Source organism: Lactobacillus sp. UMNPBX6 (assembly GCF_002553975.1).
In the GTDB taxonomy this organism is placed as follows: Bacteria; Bacillota; Bacilli; order Lactobacillales; family Lactobacillaceae; genus Lactobacillus; species Lactobacillus gallinarum.
This window is the reverse complement of the sequence record NZ_PCZD01000003.1, coordinates 42,185-64,142: the sequence shown is the minus strand read 5'-3', so window position 1 is coordinate 64,142 and position 21,958 is coordinate 42,185. Positions and strand designations below refer to the sequence as shown.

Genomic DNA, 21,958 nt, shown 5'->3' with positions numbered 1-21,958 from the left:
AATGGATCCAATTGATGTTACTTATCATGATGAAGTCGGATTTTTAGACGATAAGAATCGCGACTGGCAAGACTGGATTATGAAGTTATTGCTTTTAGCTAAAAAGGAAATTGGCAAAGATAATGACTTAGAAATGAGTATTAACTTTGTCGATGAAGACCGTAGTCATGAGATTAATTTGAAATATCGCGATAAAGATCGTCCAACTGATGTTATTTCTTTTGCAATAGAAGATGGTGAGGATGCAATTGATTTATCAGCTTTTGAAGATGATCCAGATTTTCAAGAAGATATTGGGGACTTGTTTATGTGTCCTAGCGTGATAAAGCGTCATAGTAAGGAATATGGTACAGGATTTGATCGAGAATTTGGCTATACAGTAGTTCATGGATTCTTACATTTAAATGGCTATGATCATATCAAACCTGATGAAGCCAAAGAAATGTTTGGCATTCAAGGAAAGGTATTGGAAGAATATGGGTTGCCATTATATCCTGATCAATTAGATGAAGGCAGAGGTAAATAGATGGAAGAAAAACAATTTAAATCTGGCTTTGTTGCTTTAGTTGGTCGACCAAATGTAGGTAAATCAACTTTAATGAACTATTTAGTAGGTCAAAAAGTAGCAATCACATCAAGTAAGCCACAAACAACGCGTAATCGTATCTCAGGTATTTATACTTCAAATAAAATGCAAGTTGTATTTGTTGACACGCCAGGTATCTTTAAACCTCATTCAAAACTTGACGATTATATGGATAAGGCTAGTTTATCTAGTTTGAATGACGTTGATTTAGTCTTATTCATGGTTGAACCTGAGGAAATTGGTAAAGGTGATCAATATATTGCTAACTTGTTAAAAGAAGTTAAGGTACCAGTATTTTTGGTAATTAACAAGGTTGATCAAATTCATCCTAATAAACTTTTGCCAATTATGGATTCATATCATAAACTTGAGGGTTTTAAAGAAATACTACCAATTTCTGCTACTCAGGGTATTGGTATTGAAGATTTACTTAATACAATTAATAAGTATTTACCAGAGGGCCCACAATATTATGGTGCTGACCAGATCACAGATCGCCCAGAATATTTTGTGGTAGCCGAACTTATTCGTGAACAAATTCTGCGACTAACTTCCCAAGAAGTGCCACATGCTACCGCAGTTGCAGTTGATCAAATGAATAAGCATCAAAATGGCAAGTTACTAATAGAAGCTACTATTTATGTGGAGAAAGATGGTCAAAAAGGCATTATTATCGGTAAAGGTGGTAAAATGCTCAAACAGATCGGTATTAATTCACGTAAAGAAATAGAGCATTTACTTGGTGAAAAAGTAAATCTACGCCTTTGGGTTAAAGTTCAACACAATTGGCGTTCAGATCCAAGCTTTTTGAAACTTATTGGCTACGACAAGAAGGAGCTTAGTTGATGGCACGTGAACTGAAAGAAGTTCAGGGCATCATTTTTAAAAGGCAAAAATATAAAGAAGCAGACTTATTAGCTAAGATCATGACTAAAGAAGATGGCATTATTACATTGATTGTGAAAGGGGCATTGAGACCAAAATCACAATTGAGTGCAGCGACATTGAATTTCTCAATGGGTACATATGTCATTTATACAAACGGTCATGGTTTAAGCAATCTGCGTACATATAAAGAAGTGAAGCAGTTTGACGGTTTGTACCGTGACTTGACGAAGAATGCTTACACTTCTTTTATTTTTGACTTAATTGATCACGCTTTTGTCGAATATCAACCTCTTGGTAAATATTATGACTTAGCGGTTTTTGCCCTGAAGAAGATTGATGCTGGTGTAGATAATGAAATGATTACGCAAATCGTACAGATGAAAATGTTAAGTGCTTTTGGAGTTGAGCCCGAATTGCGTCATTGCGTTATTTGTGGCAAGGAAAAAGGTACATTTGATTATTCGATTAAATTAGGCGGAATTATTTGCAGTGATCATTTTGCAGTAGTAAATAGTCGGCTGCATTTAATGCCTAAGCAGACTGCAGTATTGCGCACAATCGGACTTTTACCTATTAATCGGTTGGGCAATATTGAATTAAATGCTGAGACTAAAAAAGCAACTCGTAAAGCAATTGATCGTATCTATAGAGAAACAATCGATTTAAATCTGAAAACTAAAAAATTTTTAGATGAAATAAAGCTGTTTTAAAGTCTGGTTTTAACCTAATTCATGTGTTAAAATAAACACGTATTTGACGATGATGAGGATTTAAAAAAGTACTAATTTAGCGAGTGTCGATAGGTGGAAGGGCATATTAGGAAAAGGCACCTCTAGTCATATTCAATTAAGTGCAGGAAGAATACTTCCTGAATTAGGGTGGAACCGCGATAATATTTCGTCCCTATGCAAAATTTTGCATAGGCTTTTTTTATGGCCTAGCGCAGGAGGAGAATTAAGGAAAATGGCAGATAAGAAATTAAACATTCAAAATATGATCTTTAAGCTGGAACAATTCTGGTCCTCCAAAGGTTGTATGATTATGCCTTCATATGACGTTGAAAAGGGTGCAGGTACTATGAGTCCTTACACTTTTCTTCGTGCAGTTGGTCCAGAACCATGGGCAGCTTGTTATGTAGAGCCTTCTAGAAGACCTGCAGATGGTCGTTATGGTGAAAACCCTAACCGGTTATTCCAACACCACCAATTCCAAGTTGTTATTAAGCCAGCTCCTAAGGATATTCAACAATATTACTTAGACAGTTTGAAGGTTTTAGGTATCGATCCTTTGGAACACGATATTCGTTTCGTAGAAGACAACTGGGCTAATCCATCAATGGGTTGTGCCGGTGTTGGTTGGGAAGTATGGCTTGATGGTATGGAAGTTAGCCAATTTACTTACTTCCAAGTTGTTGGTGAATTAGATGTTAAGCCAACTATGAGTGAAATTACTTATGGTGTTGAAAGACTTGCATCATACATTCAAGACGTTAACAATGTCTTTGACCTTGAATGGGGCGACGGCGTACTTTACCGCGATATCTTTAAGCAACCCGAATATGAACATTCTAAGTATGCTTTTGAAGAATCAGATCAAGAACAACTTCTTAAATTCTTCGATATTTATGAATCAACTGCTAAGCGTTTACTTAGTCAAAATCTTGTACACCCAGCATACGACTATATCTTGAAGTGTTCACATACTTTCAACTTGCTTGATGCTCGTGGCGCTGTTTCAGTAACTGAACGTGCTGGTTACTTATCAAGAATTAGAAACTTGGCTCACGAAGTTGCTGTTAAGTTTGTCGAAGAACGTGAAAAGCGCGGCTTCCCATTACTTAAGAGTGCAGAAGATAAGAAAGCGGGGGTAGAAAATGGCTAAAGATTATTTATTTGAAATTGGTACTGAAGAAATGCCAGCTCACGTTGTTCCACGCAGCGTTAAGCAATTAGCTGACAGAACAAGAAAGTTTTTAAAAGAAAATGGCTTAAAATTCAAAGATATCAAGACTTTTTCAACTCCACGTCGTTTAACTCTTTTGGTAGAAGACTTAGCTGAAAAGCAAGATGATATCGATGAAATTAAAAAAGGTCCTGCAAAGAAGATTGCCCAAGATGCTGATGGTAATTGGACCAAGGCTGCACAAGGTTTTGCTCGCGGTCAAGGTATGACTACTGATGATATTTACTTCGAAGAACTTAAGGGTACTGAATATGCTTACGTTCACGTACAAAAAGAAGGTAGAAAAGCTAGCGATATCTTGCTTGGCATGAGCGATATTATTAAGGCAATGACTTTTCCAACTAAGATGCGTTGGGATTCAAATGATTTTGAATTTGTTCGTCCAATTCACTGGCTTGTATCATTATTTGGTAGCGATGTAATTCCTGTTAAGATTTTGGATATTACTGCAGGTCGTAAGACTCAAGGCCACCGCTTCTTAGGTGATTCTGTTGTCTTAGCTAATGCTGACGATTATGAAGACGCATTGAAGGATCAATACGTAATCGCTAATGCAGAAGAACGTAAAGACATGATTGTTAACCAAATGAACGAATTGGTTAAGAAGAATCATTGGCAAATTAAACCAGATAAAGATTTACTTGAAGAAGTTACTTACCTTGTTGAATATCCAACTGTTTTTGCTGGTTCATTCGATGAAAAGTACTTAAACATTCCTGATGAAGTTTTAATTACTTCAATGAAGGATAACCAAAGATACTTCGAAGTTTACGATGAAAATGGCAAGTTAATTAACCACTTTATCGCTGTTCGTAACGGTAACAAGGATTACCTTGACAACGTTATTTCTGGTAACGAGAAGGTATTGGTTGCTCGTCTAGACGATGCTCAATTCTTCTATGATGAAGACCGTAAGTATCCACTCAGCCACTTTGTTGATCGTCTTAAGAATGTTTCATTCCACGATAAGATTGGTTCAATGGCTGAAAAGATGCAACGTGTTCGCATGATTGGTGATTACCTTGCAAAGCGTTGGAATTTACCTGAAAATGTAGTTACTGATTTTGATCGTGCAAGTGAACTTTACAAGTTTGACTTAGTAACTCAAATGGTAGGTGAATTTGCAGAACTTCAAGGTGTAATGGGGATGCATTATGCTCGTCTTGCTGGCGAAGATGAAGAAGTTTCAGTTGCTATTAAAGAACACTACATGCCAGCTACAGCAGAAGGTCCACTTCCAGAAACTACAGTAGGTTCATTATTATCAGTTGCAGATAAGATTGATACTATCATTACCTTCTTTGGTGCAGGTATGATTCCTACATCATCTAATGACCCATATGCACTTCGTCGTTATGCTTATGGTATTGTTAGAATTTTGCTTAATGAAAAATGGTCACTTCCATTTAATGAAGTATTACCAGAAATCATTAACATGCTTGGTGGTGTAACTCCAGCTAAGCTTCCTAAGGGCGATGCTGAACAAGAAATAGCCGACTTTATTCGTGATCGTGTAAAGCAATACTTACAAAAGAATAAATTTAAGTATGATATTGTTGATGCTGTTCTTGCTTCAAGTCAACAAGATCCAAGTCAAATTTTAGCTGCCGCTAATGTATTGCAACTTCACCATGATGATGAAGAATTTAAACCAGTGGTAGAAAGTTTGACTAGAATTAACAACATTTTGAAGAAGGCTAAGTTCACTGGCAAGGTTGCTGTTGATGAAAGCTTATTTGTTGATAATAGTGAAAAAGAACTTTATGCTGGTGTTCAAAACTTACAAAATATTGACAGCTTAGCTGATTTGTACCAAGGATTTGTTCATTTACAACCAGTAATTGATCAATACTTCGAAGCTAATATGATTATGGATAAAGATGAAAAAGTTAAGAATAATCGTTTAGCTCAATTGTTTGCTATTAGTGAATTAGCTGATCGTTTAGGCGATTTGAGTAAGTTGGTTATTAAATAATTAGATAGAAAAGGTGTTTCATATGGCTGGACGGATTCCTGAAGATTTTATTGCGGAAGTTCGCAGTAACGTTAATATCGTGGATGTAATCAGCCAATACGTCTCACTTGAAAAGAAAGGCAAAGACTATATCGGTCTTTGCCCTTTTCATCAGGAAAAAACACCATCTTTTACGGTGAACGAGGAAAAACAGTTTTTTAAATGCTTTGGTTGCGGTAAGGGTGGCAATGTCTTTAAGTTTTTAATGTATAAAGACAATCTAACTTTTCCTGAAAGTGTTCAACGAGTTGCTGAATTTGCTCACATTGCAATGCCAGCTGATTATAATGCAAATGGTGGAACAAAATTAAGTCCCATTATGCGTATTAATAAGGACGCGGTAGACTTTTATCATCGTGTGTTGTTAACTACCAAAGCTGGTGAGCGGGGGATGCAATATGCAAAAAAACGTCAATTAGATTCTGATACACTTGAGCATTTTAAAATAGGCTATGCTCCTAAAGAAGATAATGTTTTAATAACTTATCTGAGAGGTAAGGGGTATAAGGATGACGAATTAGCGCAAAGTGGTTTATTTGTACAAACTCAGGACGGTCGATTATTTGATCGTTTCCGCGATCGCCTTATGTTTCCTTTAGAAGATGAAAATGGTCGTTCCATTGGATTTTCTGGACGTCGAATTTCAAATGATAAAACTGAAGCTAAGTATATGAATAGTCCGGAGACTGAAGTTTTTACTAAGTCTAAAGTTTTATTTCATTTTGCGGAAGCCAAAAAAGCGGCTCGTAGTGAAGATCATCTAGTTCTATATGAAGGGTATATGGATGTAATTGCTGCTTATAAAGCTGGAATCAAATCCGGTGTTGCTTCAATGGGGACTAGTTTGACTGATGATCAAGTTTACATGTTGCGTCGTGTAACTCCAAATATTATTGTCAATTATGATGGTGATGATCCGGGGGTTCACGCTGAAGAACGTGCAGCACGAATGTTTAGTAAAGACGGCAATTTTAATTTAGGAATTGTTGTCCTGCCAGAGAAGCTTGATCCAGATGAATATGTAAGAAAATATGGCGCTGAGAAGTATCGAGGAGAAATAAAGGGTGCTTTAACTCCTACAGATTTCTTTCTTAAGAGATTAGCTCAGAAATACAATTTAGATAATGATCGCGAAAAAATTACATATTTAAATGAAGCAGTTAAAGAAATTAATCAGGTTAAAAACCCAGTTGAACAAGATATGTATCTGGAAAAATTATCTAGATCAGCTGGTGTATCGCTTAATTCTTTAAAAGCTAACTTAGCTCGTGAGCGGCGGAAAAATAATCGTGCTCGCAGTCATACTCGAACTCGTAATCGTGATTATTATGCTCAACAACCAAATGATTTAAATCTTGGTGATCCTGCTACGAGTGTAGACACATTGCCGATTCAGCAAACAGAAGTGCAAAAACATCCCAGTCAGTCACGTTTGCTTTATTTATTTATTCATTCGGCAAATGCTCAACAGTATTTACAGGAAGGTAAGTTTCATTTTCCTGATCAAGATTATGAAACTTTATCCCAGTTATGGCTAAAATTTGCTGCAACGCATGAGAATCCACAAATTGATAGTTTTTTAGATTTTATTCCTGAGCAACTTCAAGGTATAATAGTAGATGCTGAACTAGCACATATGCCGAAGGATTTTACAATTCAAGAAATTAATGAGCACGTGTTTGCACTTCAAAAGCGCAGCATTTATTCCCAGCTGAATGAGCTTCAAAATCAATTGCAGGATGCTAAGCGCAGAGAAGATGTTCAAAAAACAATAGAAGTTACTCAAAAAATTATTGAGTTGAAGAGAATCTTAGGTTAATTAAGGAGGCTTTTTAGTGGCAGAAAAAGAAACTACACAAAAACTATCTTTAGACAAGATGGTTAAGAAAGTCGTTAAGGACGTTAAAAAAGACAAGATAATCACAGAAAAAGATTTCACTGCTCGTCTGATTAAGCCATATAATTTGCAGGGTAAGGCTGTCGATCAACTAGTACAAGAGTTTGAAGATAACGGTATTAGTATTGTAGATGAGAATGGGGATCCATCACGACTAGCCTTAAAGAAACAAAAAGATGTTGAAAAGGCTGAATTAAAAGATATGTCTGCACCATCAAGCGTTCGAATGAACGATCCAGTGCGGATGTACCTGAAAGAAATTGGACGTGTACCTCTTCTTACTGCTGATCAAGAAATTGCACTTGCCAAAAGAATTGAAGAAGGGGACGAAGAAGCAAAGCAAGAATTGGCTGAAGCTAACCTTCGTTTGGTAGTTTCTATTGCTAAGCGTTATGTGGGACGTGGAATGTCATTTCTTGATTTGATTCAAGAAGGTAACATGGGGCTAATGAAAGCCGTAGATAAGTTTGATTATCGTCTTGGATTTAAGTTCTCTACTTATGCTACTTGGTGGATTAGACAAGCTATTACTCGTGCTATTGCAGATCAGGCTCGTACAATCAGAATTCCTGTCCACATGGTTGAAACGATCAACAAGTTGATTAGAATTCAACGTCAATTGTTACAAGACTTAGGTCGTGAACCAACTCCAGAAGAAATTGGTGCTGAAATGAATATGTCAACCAATAAGGTTCGTGATATTCTTAAAATTGCACAAGAGCCAGTTTCTCTTGAAACTCCTATTGGTGAAGAGGATGATTCACACTTAGGTGACTTCATTGAGGATAAGGATGCAACTAGTCCAGAACAACATGCTTCTTATGAGATGCTTAAGGAACAACTTGAACAAGTACTTGAAACTTTGACTGACCGTGAAGAAAATGTTTTACGTTTGCGTTTTGGTCTTGATGATGGCCGTACTCGTACTTTGGAAGAAGTGGGGAAGGTGTTTGGCGTTACTCGTGAACGTATTCGTCAGATTGAAGCTAAGGCTTTAAGAAAGCTTCGTCACCCAAGTCGTTCAAATCAATTGCGTGACTTTATGGATTAATTATCTAGATCTATAAAAAAGACGTTAAGCTGTTATGCTTAACGTCTTTTTTAGGATCTGCTGGCTTTTCCTTCGGCAATGTCATCTTCAATAATTTTCATAGGATTAAGCCAGGTACCGTTGTCTTTCCAATAGTAGCGACATGGTACACCATGTTTATCAATATAGTCTTTATCAGTTTTTGTGATGCCTAAATGAATATGTGAGCCTGTTAAACGACCAATTTTTTGACCAAGTTTGATTTTTTGACCTTTCTTAACGTAAATGTCGGTAATACTTAAGAAACCTTCTTGATAAATCTCTACGTATCCGTCTTTAGAAATAACCCAAACGTATAATCCAAGACCGGGCGCATATTTAACTTTATGAACGGTTCCTGCATGCACAGCATAAACAGTGGAGTGTCCTACTTCGCTGAAGCCGAAGTCGTAACCATCGTGGAAGTAACTCTTAGTAGGGTAGTAACGTCTAATTATGTCAGTTTCACCGAATTTTTGACCTGATTTAAATTTTATTTTCTTTTCGTAAAGGCGTTTAAAAGGATAACCCCAGGTAACCTTATGAACTACTTTTTTCTTCTTTTTAGGCTTTTTCTTTTTTACGACTTGAGTCTGAGGTCTATTGGCATTTAAATCAAAGTGCCCAAGCGGTACCGAAGCGAAAATAATAATTGCAATTAATGCAATAAAAAGCGATACTTTGCTTTCTGTTTTTTTCATCTAAAAAAGTTCATCTCGTTTTCCATCAAGCATATGTTCACTAACATTGGGATCGAAAAATACAGGTAAATCATGATCAAAATTATAAGCTAGCTTATGTTGCTGCAGCTCTTCTTTAGTCATCCAAGTTAAAGTCCCTTCGTCTGATGCCTTGACTGTCCCCTTAAATTTATCGGCAGTATAGAAGAAAACTAAATAACGTTCATGATTTTTATCATAGAACTGCTTTACTCCAACAAATTGGGGATGAGAAATGGCCAGTCCGGTTTCTTCTTTAATTTCTCGAATAACTGAATCACAAAAAGACTCATGTGGTTCGATATGACCACCAGGAAAGGTAAGGCCTGGCCAAACTGGATCGTTGCGGTCCAAAACTAGAATTTTATCTCCATTTTTGATCATGCACATGTTAGTTAAAGTTACTGTCTCAGTTCTTTTCAATGCAAAAACCCACTTTCTTTGTACGATTATAGCAAAACATGACTAAAAACAACTACTAAATATGCTAAAATTTGATTAAACATACTCTTTATGGAGGATTAAATGAACTTAAGATTAAATACGCTGGCAAAAATGGTTGATCCGGACAGCAAAGTTGCAGACATTGGAACCGACCATGCTTATTTGCCAATTGAATTAGTTAAATCAGGAAAAATAAAATTTGCCATTGCAAGTGATGTAGCTGAAGGTCCGCTTGAAAATGCTAAAAGTGATATTGCAGAGGCAGGTTTAAGTGACCAAATTGAAACGCGTTTAGGCAATGGCTTGGAGACTATTACTCATCAAGATCAAGTAGATACTGTTGTTATTGCTGGTATGGGCGGTAAATTAATGGTAGATATCTTAGATACAGCTTGGAGTAAAGATTTTCAATTTAAGAATTTAGTGCTTGAGCCTAATATCGGTGAAGCAGGCGTACGTAATTGGTTAATGATGCATAATTATCAAATTGTAGCTGAAAAGTTAATTGCGGAAGCAGGCCACACTTATGAATTAATTAAGGCAAGATTAACTTCAGACAAGCATGATTTAACTGAAAAAGAGATTTTCTTTGGCCCATTTATCATGCGTGAAAAAAATCCAGTCTTTTATCAAAAGTGGCAAGGGCAATTGCAATATTATGAAAAATTGCTGCAAAATTTGAATAAAGCACGCAAGAAAGATGAAGACCGTATTAATGAAGTTGAACATAATATTCAACTGATTAAGGAGGAATTAAGCGATGACTAAAGTTAAAGATATAGTAGAACGCTTGAGACAAGATTTCCCAGAAGACATTGCTTCTAAGGGCGATCCTGTTGGCATGCAAATTGGTTCAATGGATGCGGATGTTACTAAAGTAATGACTACTTTAGATGTACGTCCGCAAGTAGTTGAAGAAGCTGTCAAAAAAGGTATTAATTTTATTGTTAGTCATCACCCAGTAATGTTTAGACCAGCTCGCAATTTGAACTTTGCCAATGCGCAAAATGCAATGTATGGCGAGATTATCAAAAATGGAATTACTGTTTATTCAATTCATACCAATTCTGATAAAGCTCAAAATGGTTCTGCCGATTGGCAGGCTGAAGAATTAGGATTAAAAGATGTAGAGCCATTTTGTTTAGATGATGATGGCATTGCAATGGGACGTAAAGGTAAGTTGCCTAAAACAATGTCAGCTTATGATTTTGCCTATTATGTTAAAGATAAAATGAACATTAAGATGGCTAGACTGATTACTGCAGATAATGAAAAACAAATTTCTACTGTTGGTTTTATTTGCGGTGATGGTGGTAAATATTGGACTAGCGCTTTAGATGATAATCTAGATGCCTTTATTACTGGTGACGTTTACTATCACGTAGGTCATGATATGATTTCATCAGGCTTAACAGTTGTTGACCCTGGTCATTATACTGAAAAATTGTTTAAATATAAGGTATATGATCGTCTCAAGAAATGGAACGAAGAAAATAATTGGAATGTTGGTGTTGAATTTTCGGAAGTTTCAACCAATCCATTTCAAGATTTATTTTAGGTAGAAAGAGGACAGAGTAAATGGAATACCCAAACTTATTGGCAAGATTTTTAAAGTATGTAAAAGTAAATTCACGTTCAGATGAACATTCTGACCGTTTTCCTTCAACTGAAAGAGAAGAAAACTTCCAAAAGAACGTCATTATGAAGGATCTTGAAGACTTAGGTTTAAGTGACATTCATTACAACCAAAAAGCAGGTAGTGTAATTGCTGAAATTCCTTCAAACGTTGACTATGATGTTCCGGTAATGGGCTTTTTAGCACATAGTGATACAGCTGACTTTAATTCAGAAAATGTTAAGCCACAAATTCATAAGAACTACGATGGTGAAAGCAAAATTCAATTAGGCGATTCAGAATTTTACCTTGATCCAAAGGTCTTTCCACATTTGAAGAATTACAAGGGTCAAACTATAATTACTGCCTCAGGCGATACCTTGCTTGGTGGGGACGACAAGTGTGGTGTTTCTGAATTAATGACCTTTGCGGAATACTTAATGAATCATCCAGAAGTTAAGCACGGTAAGATTCGCTTAGCATTTACACCAGATGAAGAAATTGGTACTGGTGCTGAACATTTTGATGTAAAAGACTTTGGTGCAGATTTTGCCTTTACTGTCGATGGTGAAGCACCTGGTAAGCTTGACTGGGGAACTTTCTCAGCAGCACAATTTAGCCTTGATATTCAAGGTGTGAATGTTCACCCAGCTGTTGCTAAAGGTCAAATGATTAATGCAATTCAAGTAGGTATTGATTTCCATAATCAATTGCCAGAACATGATCGTCCAGAGCACACTGATGGTCGTGAAGGCTTCTTCCACTTGATGAATTTTGATGGAACCGTTGATAATGCTCATCTTGATTATATTATTCGTGACTTTGAACGTGATGGCCTTGAAGAACGTAAGCATTTAGTTAAATCAATCGTTGACAAGATGAATGCTGAATTTGGTACTGAACGAATCAAGTTAAAGATGTGGGATCAATACTACAACATGGCTGATGAATTAAAGAAGCACATGAATATCGTTGATTTAGCTAGGGATGCATATAAGGCAGAAGGCTTAGAAGTTAATGAAGATCCAGTTCGTGGTGGTACAGACGGCTCTCAATTAACTTACATGGGTTTGCCATGTCCTAATATTTTTGCAGGTGAAGAAAACATGCACGGTCGCTATGAATACACTGTTCTTGAATCAATGTACAAGGCTGTCGATGTCATGATCAAAATGGCTGAATTAAATGCTGAAAGAGCTAAATAGTGAAACAATTTTAAACAAGCCTTGTAAAAATATATACTTTTAGATAGCCGATATTATGCATATCTTATAATGAAAGAAAGCAAATATAAGTTATTCACTAGTATTATGAACAACAAAAAGCAAGCTAATATTACTGTTAGATCAGTAATATTAGCTGTTTTTTTGTTTAAAATTCTAATTATATTGATTTGTGAAACAAAGTAAAAAATAATGCTTGAAATTTCAAAATAAAGTTAGTAGTATTATTAGTGTAATAGATAAATAATACAGTATATGCAGAAGGTGAGTTAATGGAATTCAAAGATAATATTCCTATTTATCTTCAAATTGAGCAATATTTGTATCGCCAAATCGCTTTAGGGAAGATGAAGGCCGGTGAAAAGATCCCATCGGTTAGAAAGTTGGCATTGGAATTGACTGTTAATGTCAATACTGTTCAACGTGCTTTGCAAGAAATGAATACACAAGGCATTCTTTATACTAAGCGTGGTGAAGGAAATTTTGTTACTGAAGATACGGAACTGTTGTCTAAAACAAAGCAATCCCTCATCAATAATGAGTTAGATGAATTTGTTCAAAATATGGAAAAGTTAGGCGTAAAGCAAGACGAGCTTGTTTCGACGCTTACAGATTACTTGGGGCATAGTGAGGATCATAATGAGTGATTTATTAACTATTAAAGATTTAATTTACAAGAAGAATCAAAAAACTATTTTAAAAGACGTAGATCTAACTTTAACGTCAGGTAAAATCGTTGCCTTATTAGGTGAAAATGGGGCAGGGAAAACAACCTTAATGCGAATTATCGCTGGAGTTGCTAAAAACTATAAGGGACAGATTGATTTAGCTGGTGCAACTAAGGAAGCTGAAAGAAAGACAAAGTTATCTTTTACCGATGGTTTAACAGGCTTTAGCGATTCAACTAAGATTGTTCAGGTTGTTCGTTTTTACTCTACAATTTTTCAAGATTTTGATGAAAATGAATTTGACGAATTACGCAAATTTATGAAGTTAGATCCAGATATGAAGCTTAGCCAATTATCTCGTGGTATGCGTGAAAAATTGATCATTGCTTTGACTTTTGCTCGTAAAGCAGATTTGTACTTACTCGATGAACCATTCGGTGGAATTGATGCAATGGCTCGTAAGAAGATCATTAATTCAATTATTTTATGGAAAGATGAAAAATCCACTATTTTGATTTCCGATCATTTTGTAAATGAAATTTCATCATTGCTTGATGAAGTAGTGATCGTAAAGAACCATACAGTTCTTGAACACAAGTCTGCTGATGATATTCGTCAAAATAACAAGTCAATCGAGGAATACTACGAGAGCTTTTATGCAGATGAGGATGATGAATAATGACTAGTTTTAACACATTGTTCAATAGAATGTTTCAAGAAAAAAGTAAGTCAGTTTATCTGATTTACTTGATCCAAGCCTTTGCCACCCTCTGTTTTACAATCATGATGACGGTTTCGGCTGGAGGTCATTCTCAAGAGGTAGTAGTAGGAAATGCGAGAGAATCAATTAATCCAATAGTTGAATTCTTATTCATGTTTGCGGTAATGATGTTTATGACGTCATTTATAGCAGCATTTGTTTATTGGATTGTTTCTTCTGTAAAAAATGAAAGAATAAATCGTAGTCAAACTTGGCGTTTAATCCCGATTAGTGATACTAAGTTCTTATTGAGTAACTTTGGTACAGCTTTCTTCACATACATTTGGCTGGGAATTTTAGAAATTGCTACTGTTATAGTTGCATCTTTACCTTTGCTTTTATCAAGTAAAGAAATCAAAATTGCACTTCAAAGAAGCAATTTTGACTTTAGTGCTCAAGATTGGGGTCAACTATTAGGTGGATTGTTTTTGATAATTTTACTTGGCTATGCTTGGTATGCAGTAGTTAGTCTAATTAACTTAAGTAGTAGAAGTATTATGGATTTCTTACCAAGTGGTTCAAGCAAAGTACTCGTATTCTTTGTAAGATTAGTGACAGTCATCGTAATTATTTGGCTTTTGGCTTATGCGGGAACTACATTGTTTTCAGTAATTGGTCGTTTTACGCCATTTGATTTTGGTACTGGCGATTCAGGAGTAGGTACAACACTTCTTGCATTTCTTGCTTTTGATGTAATTGTAACTTTAATCGATATCTTGCTTTTGAATAAATTTGTCGAAGCAAAGCAAAATTAATGGAGGCTGATTATGACAAGTAATAAAGCCTTATTTAAGCAAATGTTTTTGCAGAAGCGTCATTATGCTGATTTAGTTTTATTAATCCAAACTTTTGCTGTAGCGTTTATGTTCTTAATGGGGATTATTTTTAAAGGCAATGGAAATTCTGTTAATAATATGGCTAGTGGAATTTTTGGAAATGACAACATTTGGGACTTAATACTAGGACTAGGTACACTGACTACATTTTTTGCAGATTTTATCTTTTTAGGTTTAATGTGTTGGCAAAATGAAAAAATCAATTTGAGTCAGACTTGGCAGTTAATTCCAGCATCTGGCAGTAAAATCTGGATCATTAATATTATTTCTAGCATAGTAGAATGTGCCTATATCTTTGTTATTCAAGTCGTAATTGGAATGATCGTTGTTATTATTGATAGTTATAGTCACAATATTAATCCATTTGTAGGTACAAGTTTTGGCGCTAATATTTCTTTCGGCGAAACAGTTTGGGCTTTTGTTGAAGAATTATTAGCTTTGGTTGGACTAGTTTTAATTATTTTTGCTTTTGTTAGCTTGACCAACTTTTTAACTAGAACTATTGCTGATCAGTTGCCAATGAAGAATACTACAGGAGTTAGATTAGTCGTAATGGCTATCTTGGTAATTGTTGGTGTAATTATTGCATTGCGAATCAATGATCAAATATTAACTATGTATACTAATCATTTATTTGCTCGAGCAAATAAGGCTATTGATGTAGATACTTTGGGAATTTCTACACTAGAATATTGGATTGGCGCAATTTTATTAGGAATTATCAATTGTCTTCTTATTCAAAAATTTGTTGAGCCTAAAATTGTTAATCGTTAGAAAGGGATGAATGATTTGACTAGTTTTGGTAATCTTTTTAAACAAATGTGGGTACAGAAGAGTAGGTACATCTATCTGTTTTTCATCATTAATTTGTTTACAATAGTATTTATTTCATTATTTGCTTGGGGAACAGGAAATTATGATTTAACTTTCTTTTATACATGGACTCATAATTTAGGCAATTTTTGGCGTTATAATATTGCCACTTTAACTATTTACTTTGATATTGCTTTTTTTGCAGTTACTTGTTGGCAAAATGAAAAGATCAATATGAGTCAAACATGGCATTTAGCTGCCGCAGATGAAGGTAAAACTTATTTAGCTAATGTTTTTAGTAGTTTATTAGCGTGTGGTGTTTTCTTCTTATTGCAACAGATTGTTAATATCTTCTTACTTATTCCTACTATGGGGGCTAATAGTATAGCAGAGGCCTTTAGTAAATTTGGGTTATCTCCTTATACTCCTAACGTACCAGGAATTAATGTATCGTTTGAATTTTATTGGCTATTTGTAGTATTAGTTATTTTGTTTATTTATTTCTTTGTAAGTTTTGCCAACTTTGTTTCAAGAATTGTTTCTAATGAACTCCCTGTAAAGAGCACCTTATGGATTAGACTTTTGATCATGGCGATTTTAGTAATTATTGCTGTTTATGTTTGGTTAATCGTCCTTTCTCACTTACAAAACTTGGTTAATACTAATAAAGTACTTCAGTCATATGATCCAATCTGGTTAGATGATCTTCTTTTATTAATAGTTAACTTAGTGTTTGGCTTATGCGATATATTATTTGTTAAAAAATGGGTTGAACCTAAAATTGTAAACAGATAAGAAAAAGCAATCATTAATTGATTGCTTTTTTTCTTGCTATAATTTATCTGAGGTGAAAATTATGAAGGAAGAATCGCTTTTTTCCTTAGCAAATGAAAACGAAAATACACCACTAGCTGATCGTGTTAGGCCACAGAATTTATCTGAATTTGTAGGGCAAAATGATCTAATTGGTCCAGGTAAAATCCTGCGTGAATTGATTGAAAAAGATCGTGTGCCTTCTCTGATCTTATGGGGACCACCTGGAACGGGTAAGACGACTCTAGCGGAGATCATTGCCATGCATACTAAAGCACATTTTATTACCTTTAGTGCTGTGACATCGTCAATTAAAGATATTCGCCAAATCATGGAAGAAGCAGAGCAAAATCGTCAATTTGGTGAAAAGACCATTGTCTTTATTGATGAAATTCACCGCTTCAATAAGGCACAACAGGATGCATTTTTGCCGTTTGTTGAACGTGGAAGTATTACTTTGATCGGTGCGACCACTGAAAATCCATCGTTTGAAGTGAATTCAGCGCTTCTTAGCCGCGCAAAAGTATTTGTGCTTCATTCTTTATCGACTGAGGATATTAGTCATTTACTTAAAAATGCAATCAAAAATCCAGCCGGTTTTCCTGGGTTGGATGTTGAAATCTCTGATAAAAATTTGCGTATGATCGCAGAGTTTGGCAACGGGGATGCACGCAGCAGTTTAAATGCGTTAGAAATCGCTGTTTTAAATGGCAAAAAGACAGGAAAGAAAGTGGTTGTAGATGAGAGTATTTTAAATCAACTAATTAATACCAAATCCTTACGTTATGACAAAAAGGGTGACGAACACTACAATTTAATCTCGGCTTTACATAAATCAATGCGTAATAGTGATGTGGATTCTGCAGTATATTGGGTTAATCGAATGCTTGATGGTGGTGAAGATCCTTTATATATTGCTCGTCGCTTGGTAAGATTTGCTAGCGAAGATGTTGGCCTAGCTGACACTAATAGCTTGAATGTGGCGATTAATACTTTTCAGGCTTGTAAATTCATTGGGATGCCAGAATGTGGCGTACATTTGACAGAATGTGTAATTTATTTAGCTTGTACGCCAAAATCAAATTCGGTGTATGTTGCTCAGCAAAAGGCAGAAAAGGCGATTAAAAAGACTGGCAATTTACCGGTACCTCTTCAAATTAGAAATGCACCAACCAAGTTGATGAAAGAATTGAATTATGGTAAAGATTATCAGTATGCTCAAGATGCACCAGATAAGCTTACTAATATGAAAACGATGCCGCCAGAATTGGAAGGAAGTCAATTCTATTATCCAAGTGAACAGGGGAATGAAATTCGCTTTAAGAAAAGAATTGAACAGATCAAGGCTTGGCATAAAAAGAATGGGTAAAGAAAAAAGCTTCATTTCTCATGGGAAATAGAGCTTTTTCGTACATCTATAACTAATTAAGCATTAGCAGACATATAGTCATAAAGTTGATTAATTTCTTCGTTGGTGAATTCCCCATCACCAGTTTTCATTGCATGCACCTTTTCAACAGATAGGTGACTAGCAAAAGCTAAATCAGTATCATTAACATGGTGTTTAACTTGAAAATCAATAATTGCGTTCGATAATTCTTCTTGTTGCTCATTCATAATAATCTCTCCTTACACTTTAATTTTAATCAAATTATATACAAAATAAAACTTTTAAATAATTAAAATGTTTTCCACTGAGTAAATGGCCAGTAGCGGAAGACAACTTTCCCAATAAGTGCACTCCGTTTAACAAAGCCAAAGTAACGAGAATCTTTAGAAACATCTCTATGATCACCCATGACGAAGTAGTGATTCTTAGGTACTTTTTCTTTTAATGTAAAATTGTTAGTATATAGTTCTCCTAAACGATGAGCTTGCTTTTCATACTTGTTATTCAAATATGGTTCAGCGATTTGCTTACCGTTAATGTAAAGCTTATCATTTTTTGAAGTAACCATATCGCCAGGTGTGCCAATTACACGCTTGATATATAAAGCGCCTTTTTGATCAGGAGCTTTTAAAATCACAATATCATTGCGCTTAGGCGTAAAATGACGAACGGCAATTAAACGATCACCATTTTCAAATGTTGGCTGCATTGAGGGGCCAGAAACTGTTTCATTTGAAAGGAAAAAGCTAAATACAAAATAGTAAATCCCCATCAAAATCGCAAACATAATGATTATATCGAGAACAAAATGACCTATGCTTTCTTCGTCTTCATTTTTCTTCTTAGTTTTTTCTCCCATAAACAATCTCCTTTTATTTGCTATTTTTATTATAACTGATTTCTATGACTTTGAATGGTAAAATCATTAGGTAAGGTAGGAAGATATGACGAATTATTTGCACAAATTAACTATGTTAGATGATGAAATTAATCATCCTCTGATACATAGTCAAGTAGAAGAAATAAAACAAATTGATCATTACGTTGGTAATGGTAAGCCGTTAAAAGCCGCACCAGATAAATTGGGATTATTACCAGATCAATTTGAAGATGTTTTAAAAGAAATCGGAAATAATAAAAAAAGAAAATTAACCGATATTAATAACTTATTTAATAATTTTCGGCAATACTTATCTTGGAAATATGGCATTTGGTCAATAGCCAATTTAAAAACGGCAGCTTTGATAAAAGATAAGATGCAGATTGATACTGCTTTGGAAATTATGGCTGGCAATGCTTATTGGTCAAGTACACTAGCAAATGTTGGAATTCAAACAATAAGTACGGATTCCTTAGAATGGGCTAAGACTTCATCAACAGGTGCGGAGCCATTTCATCCAGTTATTAATTTAGAAGCAGCGCAAGCAATAAAAAAGTATTCCGATGTGGATTTGATTCTTTGCTCTTGGTCACCCAATTTCGGTCAAAGTGATCTTGCGGCAATTGATGCATGGCAAAAATATAGTAATGCAAAGCATTTTATCTTCATTGGTGAAGAAGATGGGGCAACTAATTCGCCAGAATTCTGGCAACGTAATTGGTTTAAACGTACAGCAGCTTTGAATGAAATTAATAGTTCATTTCAAAGTTTTGATTTTATTGATGAACGGATATTTGAGATAGATAATGAATTTTAAAAGAATTTTTTTACTTTTAGTACCGTTAATTATGTTTTTGGGAATAGGCACCATGATTTCTAATATTCAATCTGATTATGCAGATGAAGTATTAGAAGCCCATGGGCTGACTAACAATACACGCTATTTTAGAACAGATAGCGATGAAAGCATTAGTTCTTTTTTACGTTACCTAAATAAGAACTATAAAAATCATCAGATTCAATTACACTTCGATAGTAATTATGAAAAAAAGCAAGTCTTAGTCTGGAGTAATCATGTGGTAAAAAGTTTGCCGACAGAAACAGGACGCTATTTTTCTCCAGATGATTTTGAAGGGAAAGTCTCATTTGCTGTATTAGGTCCTACTGCTAAGATCAATGTTTTAGAAGCACAAAATAATAAATATGTTGTTTTAGGACGAAATTATTATTCTGTAATTGGCACGTTTAAAAATTATCCTCAAGTTGAAATGGATAAATATTATCTGAGCACAGGAGTAAATCAGCCTACAGCACGAGATCAGTTAAGAAATTATAGGATAGTGATTGATAGTACTCCGTATGTAATTAGTAAGATAGCTAAACATTATCACGCTAAGCTTCATATTCCTCCATTTGTACAGGAACATCACCGTGACCGCTTGTCAGTATTGCCTAATATTTTAATGTTAGTAACTTGCATGATACTAGGTGTGGTAACTAATATAGTACTTGCAATTTTAATGATGCGACAAGCTAAATTAACCCACCTTCATGGCGATTTATTCCGCAATTGGGTAATTAATCGTAGTGCTCGTACTTTAATGGTAGAAGGCGTTTGTGGACTTTTAGCATATATCTTTTTAAGATGGCATGCATTTTATTCAGTGGCTAGTGTGTTGAGCATAGTTTTACTTATGGCATGGCTAATGAATGTAGTGGCATTTTGTATCACGTTATATCACTTAATAAGAAAGGATAAAAAAGTTGTTAAAGCTACCCGTTGAATTTAAAGAAAAATACGAAAAATTATTAGGCGATAAAGAAGCGACAGCACTTTTTACGGCAATGAATGAAGAAAGCAAAAAAGCTTTTAGAATTAATACGTTAAAGAATCCGATCAAATTATCTTATGACTTAAATAAACCAATTCCTGATCTTAGGGATGCATATTATGGCGAAATAAGCGGTGAAGATCCTGAATGGGTAAGTGGATACGTTTATTCGCAAGATCCTGCTGCGATGTTTCCTGCTGCGTTGAGCGGTGTTAAGCCTGGAGATAAAGTATTAGACTTGTGTGCTGCTCCTGGTGGGAAAACGACTAAATTAGGAGAACAATTAAAAAATGAAGGCCTTTTAGTTGCAAATGAAATCTCTGGCAGTAGAGCTAAAGCCTTGAGAGAAAATATCGAGCGTTGGGGAATAAGTAATGCACTGATTACTAATGAAAGCCCAGAAAAACTTTCGCCAGTATTTTCTGATTTCTTTGACGTAATTTTAGTTGATGCTCCATGTAGTGGGGAAGGGATGTTTAGAAAGAATCCTGAAGCAATTGATTATTGGTCTCAAGATTATGTTTTGACATGTCAAAGAAGACAAAAAGATATCTTGAACGAAGCAGTTAAGATGCTCAAGCCAAATGGACGCTTGATCTATTCGACTTGTACGTTTGCTCCAGAAGAAGATGAACAAATTGTTAGCTGGTTAGTTAATGAACACGATTTTAGTATTTTTGATACTGGAATCAAAGATGAAAGAATAAGTCTAGGTCATCCTGAGTGGAGTGATAATAATCCAGAATTAACCAAAACGCTTAGATTTTGGCCACAAGATGGAGTCGGTGAAGGTCAGTTTGCTGCTGTATTGCAGAAAAATGGTGGCAATGTAGAAGTTGTAACCAAAAAGAGTAAAAAGCAAAAGCAAAAGCAAAAAAAGAATCCATTGCGTTTGACTAAGAACGAACAAGAACTAGTTGCAGAGGTGATTAATCAATTTAATTTGCCTACTAGTTTGAGTGATTGGTCTAAAAAGGCAATGGTTAGAAATGATCATGTCTTTATTCCTGCGATTGTTTTACCTGAAAAGACTAAGCTGCCCATTGTTAATAATGGTGTCGAATTAGGAATTCTGAAGAAAAAGAGATTCGAACCGGGTCATCAACTTGCAGAAGTATTAGGTCAATCGGAGCAGACATGTGTAGTTGATTTGGCAACCTTGGATGATTACCAAAAGTACTTACATGGAGAAACGATTAAGGTCCAAAGTGATTTGCGTGGTTTTGTGCTGGTTAGTTATAGTCAAATGATTTTTAGTTTTGGCAAAATTACTGGTAATGGAATTTTGAAAAATTTCTATCCTAAAGGACTTAGAAAATAATTGCGGCAGTTGCGGCTATAAAAGAAATTTTTCGACTGTTTCTCAATCTTCGGCTTGGACCGTAAGAAAAAGAACTAAATAAATATTAAAAGGATTAAGCATTAGATCCGGGGATCAGGAATGCTTAATCCTTTTTCTTTTCTACAATAAAAATAAAAGTAAGAAAGATATAGAGGCCAAAATAATAAAAATTATGTAAAATAAAAGCACTAGATTGTCTAGTGCTTT

Annotated in this window: 23 protein-coding genes; 19 read left to right on the top strand and 4 right to left on the bottom strand. The window is 35.1% G+C overall.

Annotated elements, in window-relative coordinates; genetic code table 11:
- Window position 1: 1 nt before the first annotated feature.
- The 7 genes from ybeY (at window position 2) to rpoD (ending at window position 8,398) form a co-directional block, all read left to right on the top strand.
- Window positions 2-526 (top strand): rRNA maturation RNase YbeY, encoded by a 525-nt coding sequence (ybeY, locus tag CP357_RS01050; RefSeq protein WP_098036336.1) that lies wholly within the window; start codon window positions 2-4, stop codon window positions 524-526.
- The gene (gene era, locus CP357_RS01045; protein ID WP_025005643.1) at window positions 527-1,432 is read left to right on the top strand and encodes a GTPase Era; all 906 of its coding nucleotides are present in this window, start codon (window positions 527-529) and stop codon (window positions 1,430-1,432) included.
- Complete coding sequence (gene recO / locus CP357_RS01040) at window positions 1,432-2,184, top strand: DNA repair protein RecO (protein WP_025005644.1); 753 nt, start codon at window positions 1,432-1,434, stop codon at window positions 2,182-2,184. Before era ends, recO begins: the two co-directional genes overlap by 1 nt.
- 253 nt (window positions 2,185-2,437) lie before the next feature.
- Entirely contained in the window at window positions 2,438-3,355 is a 918-nt protein-coding gene (glyQ, locus tag CP357_RS01035) for a glycine--tRNA ligase subunit alpha (RefSeq protein ID WP_056945522.1), read from the top strand.
- Window positions 3,348-5,411, top strand: a complete 2,064-nt coding sequence (gene glyS, locus CP357_RS01030; protein WP_098036335.1) for a glycine--tRNA ligase subunit beta — start codon at window positions 3,348-3,350, stop codon at window positions 5,409-5,411. The genes glyQ and glyS overlap by 8 nt, the downstream gene beginning before the upstream one ends.
- 22 nt (window positions 5,412-5,433) lie before the next feature.
- Complete coding sequence (gene dnaG, locus CP357_RS01025) at window positions 5,434-7,269, top strand: DNA primase (protein ID WP_098036334.1); 1,836 nt, start codon at window positions 5,434-5,436, stop codon at window positions 7,267-7,269.
- 16 nt (window positions 7,270-7,285) lie between these two features.
- Window positions 7,286-8,398 carry an RNA polymerase sigma factor RpoD gene (gene rpoD / locus CP357_RS01020; RefSeq protein ID WP_056945521.1) on the top strand — a complete coding sequence of 371 codons (1,113 nt, stop codon included), beginning with the start codon at window positions 7,286-7,288 and terminating at the stop codon, window positions 8,396-8,398.
- A 50-nt stretch (window positions 8,399-8,448) separates the two neighbouring features.
- Here the strand turns inward: rpoD and CP357_RS01015 are convergent, their stop codons facing one another.
- Both CP357_RS01015 and CP357_RS01010 read right to left on the bottom strand, forming a co-directional pair.
- Window positions 8,449-9,117 (bottom strand): M23 family metallopeptidase, encoded by a 669-nt coding sequence (locus CP357_RS01015; protein WP_098036333.1) that lies wholly within the window; start codon window positions 9,115-9,117, stop codon window positions 8,449-8,451.
- Window positions 9,118-9,558, bottom strand: a complete 441-nt coding sequence (locus CP357_RS01010; protein ID WP_098036332.1) for an 8-oxo-dGTP diphosphatase — start codon at window positions 9,556-9,558, stop codon at window positions 9,118-9,120.
- A 102-nt stretch (window positions 9,559-9,660) separates the two neighbouring features.
- Between CP357_RS01010 and CP357_RS01005 the strand changes: the two genes are divergently transcribed.
- The 9 genes from CP357_RS01005 (at window position 9,661) to CP357_RS00965 (ending at window position 17,676) form a co-directional block, all read left to right on the top strand.
- The gene (locus CP357_RS01005) at window positions 9,661-10,347 is read left to right on the top strand and encodes a class I SAM-dependent methyltransferase (RefSeq protein ID WP_025014652.1); all 687 of its coding nucleotides are present in this window, start codon (window positions 9,661-9,663) and stop codon (window positions 10,345-10,347) included.
- Window positions 10,340-11,137, top strand: coding sequence for a Nif3-like dinuclear metal center hexameric protein (locus CP357_RS01000; RefSeq protein ID WP_098036331.1), 798 nt, complete (start codon window positions 10,340-10,342; stop codon window positions 11,135-11,137). The genes CP357_RS01005 and CP357_RS01000 overlap by 8 nt, the downstream gene beginning before the upstream one ends.
- Before the next feature lie 20 nt (window positions 11,138-11,157).
- The gene (pepT, locus tag CP357_RS00995; RefSeq protein WP_098036330.1) at window positions 11,158-12,399 is read left to right on the top strand and encodes a peptidase T; all 1,242 of its coding nucleotides are present in this window, start codon (window positions 11,158-11,160) and stop codon (window positions 12,397-12,399) included.
- A gap of 290 nt (window positions 12,400-12,689) precedes the next feature.
- The gene (locus CP357_RS00990; protein WP_098036329.1) at window positions 12,690-13,064 is read left to right on the top strand and encodes a GntR family transcriptional regulator; all 375 of its coding nucleotides are present in this window, start codon (window positions 12,690-12,692) and stop codon (window positions 13,062-13,064) included.
- Window positions 13,057-13,764, top strand: a complete 708-nt coding sequence (locus CP357_RS00985; protein WP_098036328.1) for an ATP-binding cassette domain-containing protein — start codon at window positions 13,057-13,059, stop codon at window positions 13,762-13,764. The genes CP357_RS00990 and CP357_RS00985 overlap by 8 nt, the downstream gene beginning before the upstream one ends.
- On the top strand, window positions 13,764-14,600 hold the full coding sequence (locus CP357_RS00980; protein WP_098036327.1) for an ABC transporter permease: 837 nt from the start codon (window positions 13,764-13,766) through the stop codon (window positions 14,598-14,600). Before CP357_RS00985 ends, CP357_RS00980 begins: the two co-directional genes overlap by 1 nt.
- A gap of 12 nt (window positions 14,601-14,612) precedes the next feature.
- Window positions 14,613-15,455 carry an ABC transporter permease gene (locus CP357_RS00975; RefSeq protein ID WP_098036326.1) on the top strand — a complete coding sequence of 281 codons (843 nt, stop codon included), beginning with the start codon at window positions 14,613-14,615 and terminating at the stop codon, window positions 15,453-15,455.
- A gap of 6 nt (window positions 15,456-15,461) precedes the next feature.
- A complete protein-coding gene (locus CP357_RS00970; protein ID WP_098036325.1) occupies window positions 15,462-16,289 on the top strand; it encodes a hypothetical protein in 828 nt (275 codons plus the stop codon).
- A 61-nt stretch (window positions 16,290-16,350) separates the two neighbouring features.
- Window positions 16,351-17,676: a replication-associated recombination protein A gene (locus CP357_RS00965; protein WP_098036324.1), complete on the top strand. Its 1,326-nt coding sequence runs from the start codon at window positions 16,351-16,353 to the stop codon at window positions 17,674-17,676.
- Between the two features lie 56 nt (window positions 17,677-17,732).
- On the opposite strand, the gene CP357_RS00960 is transcribed toward CP357_RS00965, so the two are convergent.
- A complete protein-coding gene (locus CP357_RS00960) occupies window positions 17,733-17,924 on the bottom strand; it encodes an LBP_cg2779 family protein (protein ID WP_003627439.1) in 192 nt (63 codons plus the stop codon).
- A 62-nt stretch (window positions 17,925-17,986) separates the two neighbouring features.
- Entirely contained in the window at window positions 17,987-18,556 is a 570-nt protein-coding gene (gene lepB / locus CP357_RS00955) for a signal peptidase I (protein WP_025005655.1), read from the bottom strand.
- 85 nt (window positions 18,557-18,641) lie between these two features.
- Between lepB and CP357_RS00950 the strand changes: the two genes are divergently transcribed.
- Genes CP357_RS00950 through CP357_RS00940 form a run of 3 tightly spaced genes read left to right on the top strand, consistent with a single transcriptional unit; the run spans window position 18,642 to window position 21,730 of the window.
- On the top strand, window positions 18,642-19,394 hold the full coding sequence (locus CP357_RS00950) for an SAM-dependent methyltransferase (RefSeq protein WP_087176070.1): 753 nt from the start codon (window positions 18,642-18,644) through the stop codon (window positions 19,392-19,394).
- On the top strand, window positions 19,384-20,361 hold the full coding sequence (locus CP357_RS00945) for a hypothetical protein (protein WP_087176071.1): 978 nt from the start codon (window positions 19,384-19,386) through the stop codon (window positions 20,359-20,361). The genes CP357_RS00950 and CP357_RS00945 overlap by 11 nt, the downstream gene beginning before the upstream one ends.
- Window positions 20,342-21,730 carry an RsmB/NOP family class I SAM-dependent RNA methyltransferase gene (locus tag CP357_RS00940; protein WP_098036323.1) on the top strand — a complete coding sequence of 463 codons (1,389 nt, stop codon included), beginning with the start codon at window positions 20,342-20,344 and terminating at the stop codon, window positions 21,728-21,730. The genes CP357_RS00945 and CP357_RS00940 overlap by 20 nt, the downstream gene beginning before the upstream one ends.
- The last annotated feature ends 228 nt before the right edge of the window (window positions 21,731-21,958 follow it).

Coding starts and splice junctions, on each gene's coding strand:
- CP357_RS00950 (WP_087176070.1), top strand. CDS start 18,642: ATGACGAATTATTTGCACAAATTAACTATGTTAGATGATGAAATTAAT.
- CP357_RS00970 (WP_098036325.1), top strand. CDS start 15,462: ATGAATGATTTGACTAGTTTTGGTAATCTTTTTAAACAAATGTGGGTA.
- era (WP_025005643.1), top strand. CDS start 527: ATGGAAGAAAAACAATTTAAATCTGGCTTTGTTGCTTTAGTTGGTCGA.
- ybeY (WP_098036336.1), top strand. CDS start 2: ATGGATCCAATTGATGTTACTTATCATGATGAAGTCGGATTTTTAGAC.
- CP357_RS01000 (WP_098036331.1), top strand. CDS start 10,340: ATGACTAAAGTTAAAGATATAGTAGAACGCTTGAGACAAGATTTCCCA.
- pepT (WP_098036330.1), top strand. CDS start 11,158: ATGGAATACCCAAACTTATTGGCAAGATTTTTAAAGTATGTAAAAGTA.
- CP357_RS00980 (WP_098036327.1), top strand. CDS start 13,764: ATGACTAGTTTTAACACATTGTTCAATAGAATGTTTCAAGAAAAAAGT.
- lepB (WP_025005655.1), bottom strand. CDS start 18,556: ATGGGAGAAAAAACTAAGAAGAAAAATGAAGACGAAGAAAGCATAGGT.
- dnaG (WP_098036334.1), top strand. CDS start 5,434: ATGGCTGGACGGATTCCTGAAGATTTTATTGCGGAAGTTCGCAGTAAC.
- CP357_RS01015 (WP_098036333.1), bottom strand. CDS start 9,117: ATGAAAAAAACAGAAAGCAAAGTATCGCTTTTTATTGCATTAATTGCA.
- CP357_RS00960 (WP_003627439.1), bottom strand. CDS start 17,924: ATGAATGAGCAACAAGAAGAATTATCGAACGCAATTATTGATTTTCAA.
- CP357_RS00945 (WP_087176071.1), top strand. CDS start 19,384: ATGAATTTTAAAAGAATTTTTTTACTTTTAGTACCGTTAATTATGTTT.
- CP357_RS00990 (WP_098036329.1), top strand. CDS start 12,690: ATGGAATTCAAAGATAATATTCCTATTTATCTTCAAATTGAGCAATAT.
- glyQ (WP_056945522.1), top strand. CDS start 2,438: ATGGCAGATAAGAAATTAAACATTCAAAATATGATCTTTAAGCTGGAA.
- glyS (WP_098036335.1), top strand. CDS start 3,348: ATGGCTAAAGATTATTTATTTGAAATTGGTACTGAAGAAATGCCAGCT.
- CP357_RS00965 (WP_098036324.1), top strand. CDS start 16,351: ATGAAGGAAGAATCGCTTTTTTCCTTAGCAAATGAAAACGAAAATACA.
- CP357_RS00985 (WP_098036328.1), top strand. CDS start 13,057: ATGAGTGATTTATTAACTATTAAAGATTTAATTTACAAGAAGAATCAA.
- CP357_RS00975 (WP_098036326.1), top strand. CDS start 14,613: ATGACAAGTAATAAAGCCTTATTTAAGCAAATGTTTTTGCAGAAGCGT.
- recO (WP_025005644.1), top strand. CDS start 1,432: ATGGCACGTGAACTGAAAGAAGTTCAGGGCATCATTTTTAAAAGGCAA.
- CP357_RS01005 (WP_025014652.1), top strand. CDS start 9,661: ATGAACTTAAGATTAAATACGCTGGCAAAAATGGTTGATCCGGACAGC.